Annotated in this window: 10 protein-coding genes; 6 read left to right on the top strand and 4 right to left on the bottom strand. The window is 60.6% G+C overall.

The genetic code is table 11. From position 1 onward, the window contains the following. The first annotated feature begins 189 nt into the window (after positions 1-189). From ABIE00_RS14175 to ABIE00_RS14165, 3 genes are all read left to right on the top strand, one after another. On the top strand, positions 190-609 hold the full coding sequence (locus ABIE00_RS14175) for a Tc toxin subunit A-related protein (protein ID WP_354261261.1): 420 nt from the start codon (positions 190-192) through the stop codon (positions 607-609). A 400-nt stretch (positions 610-1,009) separates the two neighbouring features. Then, a complete protein-coding gene (locus ABIE00_RS14170) occupies positions 1,010-2,005 on the top strand; it encodes an MFS transporter (protein ID WP_354261259.1) in 996 nt (331 codons plus the stop codon). Continuing rightward, the gene (locus ABIE00_RS14165) at positions 2,005-2,169 is read left to right on the top strand and encodes a hypothetical protein (protein ID WP_354261257.1); all 165 of its coding nucleotides are present in this window, start codon (positions 2,005-2,007) and stop codon (positions 2,167-2,169) included. Before ABIE00_RS14170 ends, ABIE00_RS14165 begins: the two co-directional genes overlap by 1 nt. A gap of 312 nt (positions 2,170-2,481) precedes the next feature. Here the strand turns inward: ABIE00_RS14165 and ABIE00_RS14160 are convergent, their stop codons facing one another. From ABIE00_RS14160 to ABIE00_RS14145, 4 genes are all read right to left on the bottom strand, one after another. After that, on the bottom strand, positions 2,482-2,661 hold the full coding sequence (locus tag ABIE00_RS14160) for a hypothetical protein (RefSeq protein ID WP_354261255.1): 180 nt from the start codon (positions 2,659-2,661) through the stop codon (positions 2,482-2,484). Between the two features lie 294 nt (positions 2,662-2,955). Then, positions 2,956-3,285 carry a cupin domain-containing protein gene (locus tag ABIE00_RS14155; protein WP_354261253.1) on the bottom strand — a complete coding sequence of 110 codons (330 nt, stop codon included), beginning with the start codon at positions 3,283-3,285 and terminating at the stop codon, positions 2,956-2,958. 86 nt (positions 3,286-3,371) lie between these two features. Next, the gene (locus ABIE00_RS14150; protein ID WP_354261251.1) at positions 3,372-3,818 is read right to left on the bottom strand and encodes a hypothetical protein; all 447 of its coding nucleotides are present in this window, start codon (positions 3,816-3,818) and stop codon (positions 3,372-3,374) included. Positions 3,819-4,189: 371 nt separating this feature from the next. Then, positions 4,190-4,858 carry a Pycsar system effector family protein gene (locus ABIE00_RS14145; RefSeq protein WP_354261249.1) on the bottom strand — a complete coding sequence of 223 codons (669 nt, stop codon included), beginning with the start codon at positions 4,856-4,858 and terminating at the stop codon, positions 4,190-4,192. Between the two features lie 892 nt (positions 4,859-5,750). On the opposite strand from ABIE00_RS14145, the gene ABIE00_RS14140 reads away from it, so the two are divergent. From ABIE00_RS14140 to ABIE00_RS14130, 3 genes are all read left to right on the top strand, one after another. Beyond that, on the top strand, positions 5,751-8,273 hold the full coding sequence (locus tag ABIE00_RS14140) for a metallophosphoesterase family protein (RefSeq protein WP_354261247.1): 2,523 nt from the start codon (positions 5,751-5,753) through the stop codon (positions 8,271-8,273). A gap of 5 nt (positions 8,274-8,278) precedes the next feature. Then, positions 8,279-11,656, top strand: a complete 3,378-nt coding sequence (locus ABIE00_RS14135; RefSeq protein ID WP_354261245.1) for a DUF6603 domain-containing protein — start codon at positions 8,279-8,281, stop codon at positions 11,654-11,656. A gap of 160 nt (positions 11,657-11,816) precedes the next feature. Then, entirely contained in the window at positions 11,817-15,230 is a 3,414-nt protein-coding gene (locus ABIE00_RS14130) for a hypothetical protein (protein WP_354261243.1), read from the top strand. The last annotated feature ends 2 nt before the right edge of the window (positions 15,231-15,232 follow it).

The following is a 15,232-nucleotide window of genomic DNA, read 5'->3' as shown; positions in this document are numbered from 1 at the left end:
ATCCCGGGCAAGAGAAGAAAAGGGATCTACTTCAATTGATTTGCGGCGATATATTGACATCTAACTTTATAGCGGAACGGGTCCTATATTTCCAATTTTGATGACACGAAATTCGTCCATCGGCTGAATGTATCACTTTACGTCGCCAAAATGCCTGCTTGAGCACCGAATTTCTCAACAACGGAGGCAATGATGAATGGTAGATTCTGGGAGGATGAGAGTCTGAGCGACGGGCTAGTCGGGGCCAGGCTCAAACATGAGCTCCAGCGGATGATGGACAACAGCCTCAAAGACGAACTCCAACAGATGGCAGGTAACCAATACGAGTATCAAGTCAACAAGAAGATCTCCCTCCGGCAACTCGATCCCGTCGCTCTGCTGCAGTTGACGCATAACGGTGAATGTTACGTAGACATTCCTGAGGTGATGTTTGACGCTGACTTTCCCGGTCAGTACTTCCGCCGACTGATGACATGGGAGAATAAGCAACCACATTTCGCAGTTAGGATCGTTACTACTCAGGCTGCCATGACGTCGTATACCCTAACCTTGCTTGCCAGCAGTGGGCGGAAAGATCCGGCACTGCTCGACGGAATATATACCCTTTAAAGTTCCAACGCCGACCTGCGGTTCCAGGATGTGCCGGCCTCTATCCAATTGGAAGGGCGTGTGGGCGCTATCAGTTCCTGGTACCTACGCCTCAACGCGTATGTGCCGGAGCTCGCCAGCGGGTATATCTCGGATGTGCTGTTTGACTTCTGGTATACGGCCCGGGAGGGCGGCGACCAGCTTCGCGCGGTAGTCAGAATGGATATGCATAAGGCTCTGACTGATGCTCCCCTCCGCCACAGCCTAACCACCCCCACAAGCCGGGTCGAATGCCTCACACAACGCAGCACGCCTGACGGTTTCCGCATCACCCCTGCTCTAACAAGAGCCGAGGAAGCTCTGCCCCAATTTCCCGCTGACGGCGCCCTTGCCGCTTCGTCCTGCCCGAAAGACAATGACCATGACCGCTACGGCACGAACTGCTCCGGCAGCCGTCTCCTCGGACAAGGGGACGTACACCTATATCGCTGTTTTCAGCGCAGTCCTCTACACCGTCCTGCTAATTGCCCCCGTCATCGCAGGCAAACTGATCGAGCAGTTCGGTCTCACCCCTGTCCAGGTGGGGACACTCTTCTCCCTGGAGCTTGGCGCTTTCAGCCTGGCCACCGTCCCGGCCTATCTATGGCTCCGGCGCCTGAACCTGCGAACGGCGAGCTACATCTTCACCGCGATCGTCATTGCAGGCAACGTGGTCTCCGGCTTCGTGGACGACTTCGGCCTCTTGATGATCGCCCGGTTGGTGACCAGCCTCGCGGCAGGCTCCATCACCGTGATCATCCTGACCCTCAGCGGCAAAACAGCGAATCCCAGCCGCGCCTTCGGAATCTTCGTCGTTTTCCAGCTGGCCATGGGAGCACTCATTCTGGCGGTCTTCCCGTCACTGTTCGCCGGAGCGGGAGTCTCAGCGATCTACTGGACTATGGCCGACCTCGCAGTGCTGTGCCTGCTGGTGGTCAAGCGTATCGACGGCGAAATGCTGCGCAGCGCGACCCCCGTTGCTGCTGAATCGCGGAACCGGGTCCCAGTCCTCAAAGCAGCCGCGGACATGGCCGCCGTGCTGCTTTTCTACATCGCGCTCAGCGGTGTCTGGTCATTCATCGCCCAGATCTCGGCGCGCTCCGGGATGGACCTTTCCGCGAGCAGCCTGGTCCGCTCCCTCGCTACTGTCGGCGGCATCCTGTCCGCCCTTGTTGCCACCGCGCTTGGCGAGACACCGCGCCGGAAGCTCTACCTGGCGGCAGGTTACACGGGCATGGCCCTCAGTATCTTGTTGCTTTTCGGATCACCGGTCCTTATCCAATTCGCCGCGGCCGCCGTGATCTTCAAGTTTGCTGGACCTTCATCCTGCCGTACCTGCTGTCCACGCTGTCCTCCTTTTCCGGCGGCGGACACCTGATGAACACCACGAACCTGATGATCGGCACTGGCTTCTCCATCGGTCCGATTGTCAGCGGGGCATTGATCCAGTCAGGCGGGGGCTCGTTCACCGGCATGCTCATCTTCGCCCTCACCGGCGTGCTGGGCTCGAGCGCCCTCGTGCTCATGGCCAACCGCCGCTAATTGTACGCAGGCAGCAGGCTGGTTGCCCTTGCTGCCTGCGTAGCTTGCCTCCCAAGCTGCCGTTGGGGCCGCTGGTTCGTAAAAGTGGAGCCCACGGCTGCAGGACGTCCGTTCATGGCCTGTCTGGATGTGAGTGGGTGGCTGGTTGCGACCAACCGCGTCACCTTATGGCCAGCTACAACGGGGAAGCCAGACTGGCAGCCTGCCACGACAGGAGCCAGGTTCTCTCGTCCAGTTGGCGTAGGTGCGGCACGCCGATAATGGGTATTCCGTCAACCTGGGGGAGTGGCCCGATCGGCTGTTCTCCAGCAGTTACTTTCGCTGACGCCACCCCTTGCCCGCGTTGAACGCCCAGAGGCGAAAGAGGCCAGCCCGACTGATCAAGTCAAGCTCGGTGCTGCCGTCTTCGCTGGTCAATGGGGCGCCTTGCAAGTGGCCGATTCTGCCGTTCCACTTGGCGATGTTCAGCATGAAGCCGTGGTCGTCGTTCACCTTTTCTCTGGGGTGGGATCCACCCATGCGGCCAGTGCTGTGGGAACTGTCATTATGGGCACCGCCTATTGCGACAGTCCGCCTGCGGCGCAAAAGACCACAGGCGGGGGGAGAGCCCGTTCCAAGAGCGCTCGGTTCATAATTCCCAGTGCAAACGTCCGCTGTTCGTCCCGATGTGGCTTATGCCATGATCGGTGGCACCGGCCCCGTGCAGGAAACAGGCGAGGGACCGGCGAATGCTGCGCTTGGCCGGTCCCTCGAGCCCGGCTGCATGCTGGGCCGTGTTCTGTGGCGTTAGGAGTTGATCACGAAGACCTTGCGCAGCTGTTCGTGGACGGTCCAGGTGGCGACTTCGCCTGCGTCGACGAAGACGAGGTCTCCGGCAGCGACGTCGATGCTTTCACGGTTTAGCCCGCTGACGGTTGCCCGTCCTTCAAGGATGACCACGGTCTCCTGTCCGGGAAGGTTGGCGTGCACCCCGGGGGCCGCCTGCCATACACCGTGGAACTGCTTCTCGTCCTCGCTGGTGAAGAGGCGCTGGCTCCACACCTCGGCGTTGCTGTCATCTCGGGGCTTGAGCTCCAGTGCGATGTCGAGGGGGTTGTACTTATGCAAAGTTGCCATTTTTCCGGTTTTTCCTTTCGTAGGGGTTTACTTGGCTGTACCGACGAGGTCGGGGCTGGTGCCGTTGAGGTGCTTCACGGCCGGGCTCACCACGGTTCCGAGCAGCTCGAAGCTGCGGCGGTAGGGCTCGGGATCGCGGAGTATTCGTGGACGAAGCTGACGAGGCTGCCGAAGCCACCCACCGTGTTGTACAGGTTCTCGATCTTCCGGATCACAGTGTCCGGGGAACCGACGATGAAGAAGTTGTCCACCATCCACTCGACCGTCAGGTCCTCGGGAGCGATGGCTCCGCCGCAGAGCAGGTCGCCGATGCCGAGCTTGTTCACGAATGTCGGGATGTTGTACTCGCCCCATATGCGGCCCATAGCACCGTTGAGGACTTTGTCGCGGGCCTCTTCGTCCGTGCGGTGCCGCAGCTTTGGTTTGGGCTGACGAAACCGTCGTGGCCGTTCGAAGATGGTCCACAGTCGCAGGTCGTCGCCGTGGCGGGAGGCGAACGCCACGCCGTCGAGGTCTGTTTCTCGTAGGTCCAAGCGGCGATGGCCCGGGTGAGTGCGCGCGTGGCCGGGCGTCTTTCAAGGCTGCGGCGTCAAAGTTTGCCAAGCAAGGCCGAGAGCGATGCCAAGGGAGTGCGGATACAGGAGCGCGACAGACTTGGGGTTTGTGACGGAACAGTAGTTGCCCGTCAGGTCAGCTGAGGCCACAGCGCGGGCATCAAGCCATTTCCGGGCCCCTCGCCCCGGCGCCACGGTCGGGCATAGCACTGCGTCTTCATCACCTTCAACGATTTCGTCCACGTACCGGACGATCGTGGGGCTGAAAATCCCCACCCGCCGGGGCGGCATAGTTGAGGTGTTCGTGATGTTCGCCTTTTTTCTAGGTTGGCTCCGTGAGAATTGGCACATCAGCCAGCGAAATAAACAATGCTCGTCATCGCCGAAATAAGGAGCAATAATCCCGCGCCAGCAGAAAGCCATCCCAAGTTGACCCACCTGTGTTTTCTAAGAACGTTCTGCGACAAAAGCATAATTTCACGACTCGTGGCTTCCAGCTCAAACTGACTTGTTGCATTCTGCAGCATATCAACACCCACCTTTTCGGGCATGTGTGCCAATGTTCCAAACCAAAACGTTGCAACTGGTTGATACTTTTCACCGATTTTGAAATCGGATAAGTAACGATCTATTCGGGCATTGGAAAGCCGCGAGCGAAGGCATAGCATCGCACAGACGATGGAAAACCCTATCGTTGCCGCCGCAGATAGAGTGAGAACCCATGTCAGTTGAGATTGAACTTGTCGCATCTTTTCAACATCAGATGCGGACCGGAGAATTGCATTGGCACTGACTGTCACAAGGACGCCGTTTAGGGTCAGTAGGAGTTGACCTTTTTGGTCAGCCACTTTATACCAGTCCAAAGTTGACGCATAGATCTGCCTACAGTAGGACAATGCGTCCTTCGTCCGCTCGGCACCCGTCTCATCGCTGCCAGAATTCGTCAATCGGATATTTTTAGTGAAAAATCTGCGCCATAGAGAAGACACGTGAACGCTCTCGGATTTGCCGGTGCCCATGAAATTAGCTCCTTTGGAAAGTGCTAGTCCTGCCCTGATCCTGCTCTTGCGTTCGGAGAATGTCTAGTAATTCACGCCTGGACCTCGGTCGTATTAGGCGGAGCTCGTACTCGTATCCTCAGCCGCTATGTCGCCTCTCAGCTCGGTCTCCGTCGCCACCGACATGTGGCGGCTAAGTCCGACTCGTATGCTTGACGCCTCAACTAAGCAAAATCCCCCACTAGATGGCCCTCCTTCGATCTGAATGTCTGGGACGCGATATTGGTCACTTAGTTATTGAGGGATGGTGGTGAACTCGCGACAGGTGCCCACGTTGACAAGTAGCCGTGATCCACGAGACCAGTAATCGGCGCGACATCCTGAAGATGACCGCAATTTGCTGCCGCGACCCTATCTGTGGTCGGTGTCCGCGAAGTTTTGCCGGAGCTGGCGTCCAGGACATGCACAAGGCCGGCGATGCCTTGGGACAATCAAGCAATGCGCGGATAGCACCAAGCAGAACAGTCAAAAGTATACGGCCAGGGCGTCTGCAAGGAGAGAGCCGCATAGCGTTGCCTCAGTCAAAGTTCGCAGTCTCCGTCGACGACGCGGTGCCGTTGAGTGAGGAACCATACAACTTTTGGTCTTCGCGCAGGGCCTAGATGTTACAAATCTTGGAGGTTTCCAACAGGAAACTGCGTTGAAATCGACTTCTGACTCGCATTCCTTTTACGCTCCGGGAGGCAGGTGATATGCAGTTTACTCTGGTGCGAGTTCTGGGACGGCAGTATGCTATTCCCCACGGTCGCCGCACCGGCCCCAAGGGCATTTGCGGGATTCCGATTGATGGTAATCGGGGAATTACGTTTGGCCGCCGCCATAGAGATTTTGTCGGGACATTCAAGGAATCCTTATGGAACTTCCACTTGTTCTTGCCGGGCCCATAGTGCGCCGCGTTGAGCCGACCAGAGCGACATTCTGGATAGCCTTGTCCGAACAGGCAGTGGTGGAAGCTTGGGTCTGGCCGGGAGTGCAGGTCAGCATCGGCGGCGGGCAAGTGCAGTCCAATGACGGATTCGCGGCCCACAGCACCGCCACGGGCACCAGAACTTTCGGCGCCCATTTGCATATTGCGACGGTGACTGCTGACGTCACACTCGGAGGCGCTTTGGCCCCGGGGTCATTGTTTTCTTACGACATCACCGTCGCAGGACACGGCGGGCTAAAGGAGCTGGGTCTGCTATCCGATTCAACGGGGCCCGGGGGTTCAATCGATGCAGCTGCGCCGCCGCGGCTGGCTTTGGGCTATTTGAAAGACTTCTTGCCTAGCTTCGTCACGGCGTCTCCGACGCTGGCGGACCTAAAGTTGGTTCACTCTTCCTGCCGGAAGCCGCACGGGGGCGGGCCCGACGCGTTGGCGTGGCTTGACGACGTGATTGAGGCGGAGAGGCTCAACGTGGCCACTCGGCCGCAACAGCTCTTTCTCACCGGGGACCAAATCTACGCTGACGATGTCGCGGGGCCCCTACTGCCTATGCTCACCGCTTTGAGCAAGGACTTACTTGGGTATGACGAAACGGTCCCGATGGCCGGAGGATCCGCGGGGGCAGGCGACATGCGTGTCCCGGTGAAGGACCTGCCTGCTCTACGCCGGGCGCGTCTGGTTATAGAAGTGGCCAAACTTTCCACCACCGATGGCGCGAGCCATTTGCTGGGCTTCGGTGAATATGCAGCCATGTATTTGGCCGTTTGGAGCCCGCGTGTCTGGCGGGAGCTCCCGATGCCTGAAAGTCTAATGACCGAAATCAGCAAAGCGACCCGGGATGCAAATCACCTGACGGACTATGAGGCGACGCCACTCGGGATCGACGGTTGGAAGGAGCATGAGGCTGCCGCTAAGGCCCGTGGCGCTTCCACGATTGAGTCGGACCGTGCGGCGGTGCTCGCCTTCGCGCAATCGGTGGGGAAGGTGGCACGAGCGTTGGCCAACTGTTCCACCTACATGATCTTTGATGATCATGAGATCACCGATGACTGGTACATTTCCGCACCGTGGCGGACCAGGGTGCTTACATCGCCATTGGGCCGGGCCATTGTCCGCAACGGCTTGCTTGCGTATGCCATCATGCAGGCACAGGGAAACACCCCGGAGAAATGGGCTGACCCACCGGTGGTGGCTGTGCAGCCCCCTCCCACGCCCGAATTCACGCTCCACGGAAAGCTGGAGGCTCTGGTTGGCGATGGCTCCGCTCCCACGACACCGCACGAGAACGAGGTCGACGGATTGCTGGGACTGACGTCGCCAACGGCGGTTCCAGCAGTGAATTTTCACTACACAGTTGATGGTCCGCGCCACAGGGTTAATGTGCTGGACAGCCGCACGCGCCGCACTTATGACTCCACCACACGCCACAGCCCACCGAAACTGGTTGGCACGGCCCTGGATGCGATGTTGCCCGCTGGTCCCATGACAGACGGCAGGGAATTGCTGGTTGTCGTCTCGCCCGTGCCCGTACTCTTTCCTCGGCTATTCGAGGCATTAGCCCAACCCGCATCGGCTGCGGTGTTTGACCTGAAAACCCACATGGTCAGGACAGAGGCCTTCGACCCCGCCAATCCTTCACCGGCGCTGACGGGAACCGAAGCTTACGACATTGAAGGCTGGGGTGCTCATGAAGGCACCTTCAACACGTTCCTGAGGCGGTTGGCCACCTACCCGCGCGTGGTAGTCCTCAGTGGCGATGTCCACTTTGCCTCCAGTTTGGTTGCGGATGTATGGACCAAGGGCGACGACGCTTGCGACAGCCGCATACTTCAGTGCACGTCCAGCGCAGCCAAGAACGAATGGCCCGCGAAAATGCGGGCGGTCCTGCGCGGGACGCGGTCGGCCCAACGCCTGTTGCAGGGCGTCCCGTTTGAGCGTTTGGGCTGGGAGAAGAACCATGGGATTCTCTTGGCACCGGGGGCCAGCATGCGGCCCGGACGAAGGGCCAGGCTGCGGCGTGAGCCGATATACGTGCCCGCAGGCGGTTGGCCGGCGGGCACGACCCTGGACGGGGCAAAACCTCCGGATGTGCGGTACCGAATTTCAGTAATCCGCGACGAAAGACCTGCCGTGGAGAGAGGAGTGGGTGCGCCTGTACCGGCCACGCTTCCCGGTTGGGACCCCGCCGACCCGATCGGTGTGTATGCGCAGGTGGCGGCAGCGCACCAGCAGCTGCTTATCTCAAACACCGAAGCTGTCCGCCTCATGGTCTTTGGCAGCAATATCGGGATCGTCTCCTTTGCTGATTCGGGCAATGGGGAACACCGGGCCACACACGCAATATTCTCCCCGGTGGGTGATGGAACGACCGGCTCCCCGTTCACTAACCACAGTCTGGAATTTTCCCGTCCCGCTGCCGGTGCACCGCCGGTTTTAACTGCAGGGGAGTGACAGTCGTGGCCGAGGATAAAAAGCCGAATCTTTTCCAAAAAATCGCGAATCTCGTTAAAGAACTGATCGATTGGCTTGAGGAGACTTTCAGCGATCCGGCACTGTCGGCTCAAATTCTTGCCGATCTGGGACTTGATTCTTCTGCGCCGCCGACGCCAAAAAAGGTGGATCCTGCCACGACTGCAAAGATTCAGGAATTTGTCGCCAAACAGGATGTGGACAAGGCGGCTTTGGCCGCCACGATCGCCGAGGTAAAAGCTCTGGTGGACACGGGTCTTACCTTCGCGGACGCCGTCAAAACCGACGGCGTGACAGGCATAGATGTGTTATGGCTGATGTTCAAGACCTTTGCCATCGACTCGCTGCAAGCCCGCAATCCGGCGGGCTACGGGCTGGTCAGTCTGGTGGGCTTGGCCACGGAGGATGAGGAAGCCCTTAATCAACTGGATCTGGGACCCCTGGTGCGGTTGTTCGAAGGAAAGGTGCCCGCCGATTCCACGGATGTGATCGATCGGCTGTCCTTTCTGGCAGGCACCACGGTAGTGGGCTTGGACAGTGCCGTCACCACAGTCGGCGGGCGGATAGACGCCGCTTATGGCTGGGATCCTGAGCCGGGCGATTCACCGGACACAGTGTCTATTGCTGCCCGGTCCTTAAGCATCAAGTTCATCATCCCAGATCTGCCTGCCCAACCCGTGCTGACACTGATCGGCGTGCCTGCCGAGCATGGCGGCCCCGGTGTGGTGGTCTCACTGGGGGCGGCGTTGCAACTTGTATACGAGGGGAAAAAAACCGTCTATACCTTTGACGGCGGGGCCCGTGGCGCGTTTACCGTCTACGTCGGTGCCGGATCGCCGCGTGCGCTGGGCGGATTCTCCCCGTCACTATCCCTGCGGGCCGAACCGAAGCCAAACGACGGGGGACTGCCGGCCTTTGTGCTGGGCACCAGCAACGGAACGCGCCTTGAAGTTGGGTCCGTGGTGTGGGGGCTGGAGATTGGCCCGGACCACGCCGGATTTCGCATTGGGGCACGCAAGGGCAAACTTGTGGTGTCCCTCGGGGAGGGCGATGGATTCCTGCAGAATTTGCCTGGCGGTAACATCGAGGTGCCTTTCGACCTGGGTCTCATCATGGACACTAAGGGTGGCGTCCGTTTCGAGGGCGGTTCCGGACTGAAAGTCAATCTTCCCGTTGCAGCCACACTCTATGGTGTCTTCACTGTCCAGTATTTCCAGCTCGAGGTGGTCCTGTCTGACCGGGTTAGACTGGAGCTACGCGGCGGCTTCGGTGTCAAACTGGGCCCCTTTCAGGCCTCAGTTGACCAGTTGGGACTGGGGGCGGACATCACTTCATTCAAAGATGGGGCCGACTTCGGTGAGACAGTCCGTTTCCTTCCGCCCAAGGGGATTGGGCTGCGGCTCGACGCCGGCGCGGTCAAGGGCGGTGGATACCTATTTATTGATGCGCAACGCGGGGAATATGCCGGGGCGCTGGAGCTGACGATTGTCGGCGTCTTCAGCGTCAAAGCTATCTGCCTGATCAGCACAAGGCGCGCCGATGGCAGCGAGGGCTACTCCCTCCTGCTAATGATTTACGGCCAGTTTTCCGTGCACATTGCATTTGGCATCTTCCTCACGGGCATCGGCGGCCTCATTGGGCTGCACCACCGGGTGGATCTGGAAGCCCTCACGGCCGGCATGAAATCGGGTGTTCTGGACGATGTCCTCTTCCCGAATAATCCCGTTGCTGATGCGCCGCGAATCATAAACCGGTATAAGCAGCTGTTCCCGGTTGAACCGGACTCGCTGTTGATCGGCCCGATGCTTGAACTGTCGTTCAGCGAGCCGCCTATTGTCTACGTGCGGCTGGGACTGATCTTCGAGGTGCGGAATGCCCTAGCCGGAGACAAACCGTTGGCAGTGAGCAAGGTGGTTCTTGTCGGTCAGCTGCTGGCCCAACTGCCTCCCAAGGCCACCGGCGCGCCGGCGATTCTGAAGCTGTTGATCGACGTTGTCGGCTTCTACGACGTCGAAGAAAAGTTTCTTATGATCCGGGCCCGGCTGCGGGATTCCTTTGTCGGGATTGAGGGGTTCGCCACGTTGAACCTATCCGGAGAACTGCTCCTGGCCATGCATTTTGGCGACGATCCGTCGTTTGTTTTATCGGCCGGAGGATTCCACCCGGCTTTCAAAGAATTCCCCCCCGGCGTGCCTCACGAGCTGGAGAGGCTCGCTGTGTCCTTTGGCATCGGCCCTATCCATCTGCGCTGCGAAAACTACTTTGCCATCACCAGCAATTCCGTGCAGGCGGGATTCAAGATCAGCCTCAAGGCAGACTTCGACGTTGCAGCCATCGAGGGATGGCTGGCATTTGATGCGATGCTCTATCTGGCCCCCAGATTCCGCTTTATGGTGGGGGTTGACTTTAAAGTCAGCGTGGAGGCCTTTGGTGAGTCCCTCTGCTCCGTTACGGTGAAGATGCAGCTCGAGGGCCCCGGCGAGTGGCGGGCAAAGGGCGAGTTCGGCTTCTCCATCCTTTTCTGGGATGTTAGCGTCCCGTTCGATGAGAAATGGGGCAGCGCACCTGCGGTTGACTCAGGCAGCATCAGTGCCTCTGCGTTGATGCTCCAGGAGCTGCGTGATCCGCAACGGTTGTTGCCCGAAGCGCCAGTGGGCGGAGACGCCCTGGTTACCTTGGCCGCCGTGGAAGGGATCACACTACCACTCGCTCACCCGCTCGGGCGGCTAACCGTGCGCCAGCGGGTTGTTCCCTTTGAGGTGCCCATTGACAGGATAGGCACAAAGAAGCTGACTGAAGGAACGGTGGCCTTCGCCGTCGCCGCCGTTTTGGTGGGCGACGTACCGACGGCGGCCCGTGAACCTGTGCTGGATCATTTTGCACGCGGCCAATACATGGACCTGAGCGAGGACGAGCGCTTGGGCGGCCACTCCTTCGAGAGATTCCCGTGCGGTGTCAGCGTGGGCACCTCCGCTTATGCCGTCGCAGGAACTAGCAGGACAGTGGCAGCTACGTATGAGGAAAAGATCCTGGAGCCGGAAAGCACTATTTCTCGCTTTCCATGGACGCTGTATGCACTGGCCACCCCGGTGCTCACCTTGGACAGCAGACTCCTTCAGGTCCATGTCGCCTTGGGCGCTGCATCCCAATCCCCTAGAGCACATGAGGCGTCGCTCGCCGCCGGAGGGCCGGTCGGGGGCGCTACGGTGCTCCACGATGCTCCGTTGATGCTGGTCCATCCAAAGACTTTGGAGCACGTGGCGTCGCTGCTGCCGTCCGTGGCAGGATCGACAGCCGTAGCGGAGTTCCGCGCGGCCGCTGCGGGCGCCGTCGTCGTCGAGGCTTTTGAACTGGGAGGTCTCTGAGATGGCCGATACGGTTTACCGCTTCCTGCCATGGGCGCGCCGCGGGCTGTCTGCGGCAATCCCCGCGGAGCCGGACAATCCACAGGGTGCCCGCTCCCAGCGGGTAAAGGTGGCGGTCACGGTGTCAGTGGCCGGCGCCGGAGATGCCCGGACCAATGCCATGTTGCACGGCCCCGGAGATGTGATCGGTCTAGATCCCAACCAGATTGTGAGGGTTTCGCCCCGTGCGCACACCACCAATGCCGAGCCCAACTATTTGGCGGCCGTGGATCTGGATGCCCCGGAGCTTCCGTGGCTGTTCACGCCCTACGGGGTGCCCTCGACCAATCAATTGGCGCCATGGTTGGTTCTAGTGGTTGTGGAGGACCGGGCCGGCGTGGGCATCACCTTGCCTACGGGGGCGCCGCTGCCGCAGCTGCGAATTGAATCAGGAGCTAAGGCGGAACTACCAAATCTGGCAGATTCCTGGGCCTGGTCGCATGTTCAGTTGGTAGAACCGGACGGTGGATCGATCGATGTGGCGACGACTTTGGGCCAGCAGCCGGACCGCAACGTTGCGCGGTTAGTCTGCCCCCGCCGACTGGCCCCAAACCGCCGTTGGATTGCCGCTTTGGTGCCCGCATTTGATGCAGGTGTTGCCCGCGGCCTCGGCGGAAAGCCTGCCGCAGACGCTCCCTTGGGCCCTGCATGGACAGACCAGGACACAGTTACCTTGCCCGTGTATTTCCACTGGGAGTTTCAGACCGGCCTCGAGGGTGACTTCGAATCGCTCGCCCAACGGATCAAGCCATACAGGGTTGCCAATACGGTGGGGTATGTACCGATGCACGTTGGAGAGGCGTCCCCCGCAGTGCGGGTGCCGCCGGAGCAGCCGCGGCACATGGCTATGGACGGTGCCCTGCGGGCATTGGCTGGGGCGGATGGAACGCTGGCGCAGGTGCCCTCGGCATTGGCCGACGGATTGGCTCAGCTGAGTCGTACCCTGGTTGATGCTGCCGACGGGGTGATCGATGGCCAGCAGCTGGTAGATGCTTCACACCAACCCGTCGGGCCTCCAATTTATGGCTCCAGCCACATCCGCCGCTGGCAGGTCAAGCCGGAGGATCCTCCCTGGTTCCGGGAGCTTAACCTGGACCCGCGGCCGCGGGTTGCCGCCGGGCTCGCAGCCGAATGTGTGCGGGCAAACCAGGAGGAGATTGCCCATGCCGCTTGGCGCCAGGTAGGGGACGTATTGACGGCCGAGGCAGCCCTTCAGCGGGCCGCTCTGGCACAGATGGTGGCCCTCTCCTTCCACAAACGCCATCTGGAGCCCATGGGAGCAGACCGGTTGCTGGAGCTGGTGGCCCCAATGGCGCCGCGCACCCCTGTCGCTGGCAAGAGCCTGGCATTGCAAGTGGCGGAATCCTCGCTGCCTGATGCTGTGCTCGACGCCGGTCTCCGGCGCGCACTGGCACCGTCAGGCCGTGCCGCATCCAGGGCGGCACGGAGGCTCGGAACTCCTGTGTCGCAATTGCGCATGGGACTGGTGGCGTCGCTAGCGAAGGGGCGGACTGACGTCGATCCCACCCGTTTTGCCCGACCCGCGTTGACGGGGGTGCCGGCAGAGGCATTCGTCGGCGTGTCCGACCTTGCGCCGATTGGGTTGGCTGCCGTCGTCGGACAAGCGGCCACAACACAATTGGCGGCCTCTGCTTCGGCTTTAGCGACCACAGCGGTTCCACAGGGCGCGGAGCGGCTTGGTCCTCGGCCGGGGCTGGCCGAAACGGGACTGTTGGGCCAGTCCCATATAGATGCCCTGCGTGAGCTGTCCGCCGCAGGCCAGCGGGAGGTTCTAACTGCTATGTCCGCCGGCGCAACCGTGGACGTGACGACCGTCTCCGCAATCTCCACCGGCAGCATGATCGATGCGTTGTTTGTCGCGTCCGAGGCTCACGTGGGACAGCCGAACGGCGGTGCCGGCGTGGGGCTGGTGCTGGAGGGACCGCAGTTGGCGGCACACACGGCTGCGTTGGTGCGCCCCGGTTCGCCGGTCTCGGTGGGCGTGCTGGATCTCGACCACGGAGGGATATTGGTCGTCCGCACCCCAAGCGGGCAGCGGAACACCCCCGTTGCCAGAGTCGACTCGAACCTTGCAGGCGCTGACCTGGGCGCGGTGTTGGCGCGGCTGCCAGCCGGGGTGTTGCGGATGTCAGCCATGCCCGCGGCCCCCAACCTCGACAACTTGCCGCTGGTCTCCGGCCCGGGCAGCGTGGATCCGGCATCAGCGAATGTTCGCACCTCCGGGGCTGGCGTGCGTGTGGCACCGGGCCTAGCAGTTAATCCGGCAGGCTTGGTGCTGCCAACGGGCCGGGACAGTACCGACAGAGTGAGGGGCTCGGTCGGTGTGCCTGGGCCCATTCCGGGACCAGTGGCGACGCCAGCACCGATTGTCGCAACACCGGAAGGTGCGGCCGCAGGCGGGCAGGAGGGGCCACGGGTTGTTGTCGCTCCACCGCTGCTCACCAGTGTCGAAGTCATCAACCGTTTCAGCCTTGCCGCCGAAGCCGCGCTTCTGAATACGGTGCTGGGCCTGCCGTCACCGACCGCCACATTGGTTCCCTTCGATCTGACCGGAACCGCTGCTGCCGTGCGGCACCGGCTGGATCCGTCGATCTCACAGCCCCTACGCCGGGATGCCTTGGTGTCGCTGGGGGGCGTCGCCGTCGGGGACCTGACAGACTTGGACCTGGCTCGTACCGTTCTGAAGGAAAGACTCGGATGGTGGGTAACTCCGTCCGTTGACCGCATCATGGCCTATCCCACATTCCCCGTGCCGGCCTACCGGTACCTGACAAAATACGACAGGACAAGGTTCTGCCCCGGCATCGATGAAATCCCGCCGGACTCAGTCAGTCTGTTGGAAACTAACCCGCGTTTCATAAGCGCCTTTATGGCCGGGCTCAACCATGAAACCAACCGGGAACTACTCTGGCGCCGCTATCCCACTGACTGCCGCGGCACTCCCTTCCGCCAGTTCTGGGCGCGATTGGACGGAAAAGAGGATATTCCCCCGATCCATGGCTGGCGCGGCGGGTCTTTGGCGCAGCAAAGCGTCGATAAACGTGGAAATCTAGTGCTCATATTGCGCGGAGAACTGCTCCGCCGCTACCCCAACACGATTGTTGTCGCAGTGCGGGCAAAGGGACAGCGTGAACCAAGTCGTGATCCAGCGGACGTCCTCCATCCGGTGTTTGCTGGCGGAATTATGCCCGATGTTTCCTTCTTCGGATTCGAACTGGTGGACACCGATCTCGCCGCGGGTTCCGGTTGGTTCTTCGCCCTGATGGAGCCGGTAACAGAGCCGCGCTTTGGTCTGGACGAGACGAAAAGTCGTGGAACAGCTCCCGCAGCAAAGGCTTGGGCGGACACGGGTGTTGATCCGGGCGGATACCTCGGCCGGGACAAGTTCAGCACGCTTGCCCTCAACCCGTCCGCCATTGCGGCCGACCGCATGGCAGAGACCCTCTTCCAAAAACCCTTTGCCCTGTTCGTCCATGCAAAGCACCTCGTCAAGCCTCTGCCCGCCCAACGATAATT

Source organism: Arthrobacter sp. OAP107, assembly GCF_040546765.1.
Lineage (GTDB): Bacteria > Actinomycetota > Actinomycetes > Actinomycetales > Micrococcaceae > Arthrobacter.
Note: the sequence above shows the minus strand (reverse complement) of the source record. Positions and strands in the feature narration are given on the sequence as shown.

Excerpts from the sequence above, each read along its gene's own strand:
- ABIE00_RS14165 (WP_354261257.1), top strand. The coding sequence starts at position 2,005 with ATGAACACCACGAACCTGATGATCGGCACTGGCTTCTCCATCGGTCCG.
- ABIE00_RS14155 (WP_354261253.1), bottom strand. The coding sequence starts at position 3,285 with ATGGCAACTTTGCATAAGTACAACCCCCTCGACATCGCACTGGAGCTC.
- ABIE00_RS14170 (WP_354261259.1), top strand. The coding sequence starts at position 1,010 with ATGACCGCTACGGCACGAACTGCTCCGGCAGCCGTCTCCTCGGACAAG.
- ABIE00_RS14130 (WP_354261243.1), top strand. The coding sequence starts at position 11,817 with ATGTTGCACGGCCCCGGAGATGTGATCGGTCTAGATCCCAACCAGATT.
- ABIE00_RS14145 (WP_354261249.1), bottom strand. The coding sequence starts at position 4,858 with ATGGGCACCGGCAAATCCGAGAGCGTTCACGTGTCTTCTCTATGGCGC.
- ABIE00_RS14175 (WP_354261261.1), top strand. The coding sequence starts at position 190 with ATGATGAATGGTAGATTCTGGGAGGATGAGAGTCTGAGCGACGGGCTA.
- ABIE00_RS14140 (WP_354261247.1), top strand. The coding sequence starts at position 5,751 with ATGGAACTTCCACTTGTTCTTGCCGGGCCCATAGTGCGCCGCGTTGAG.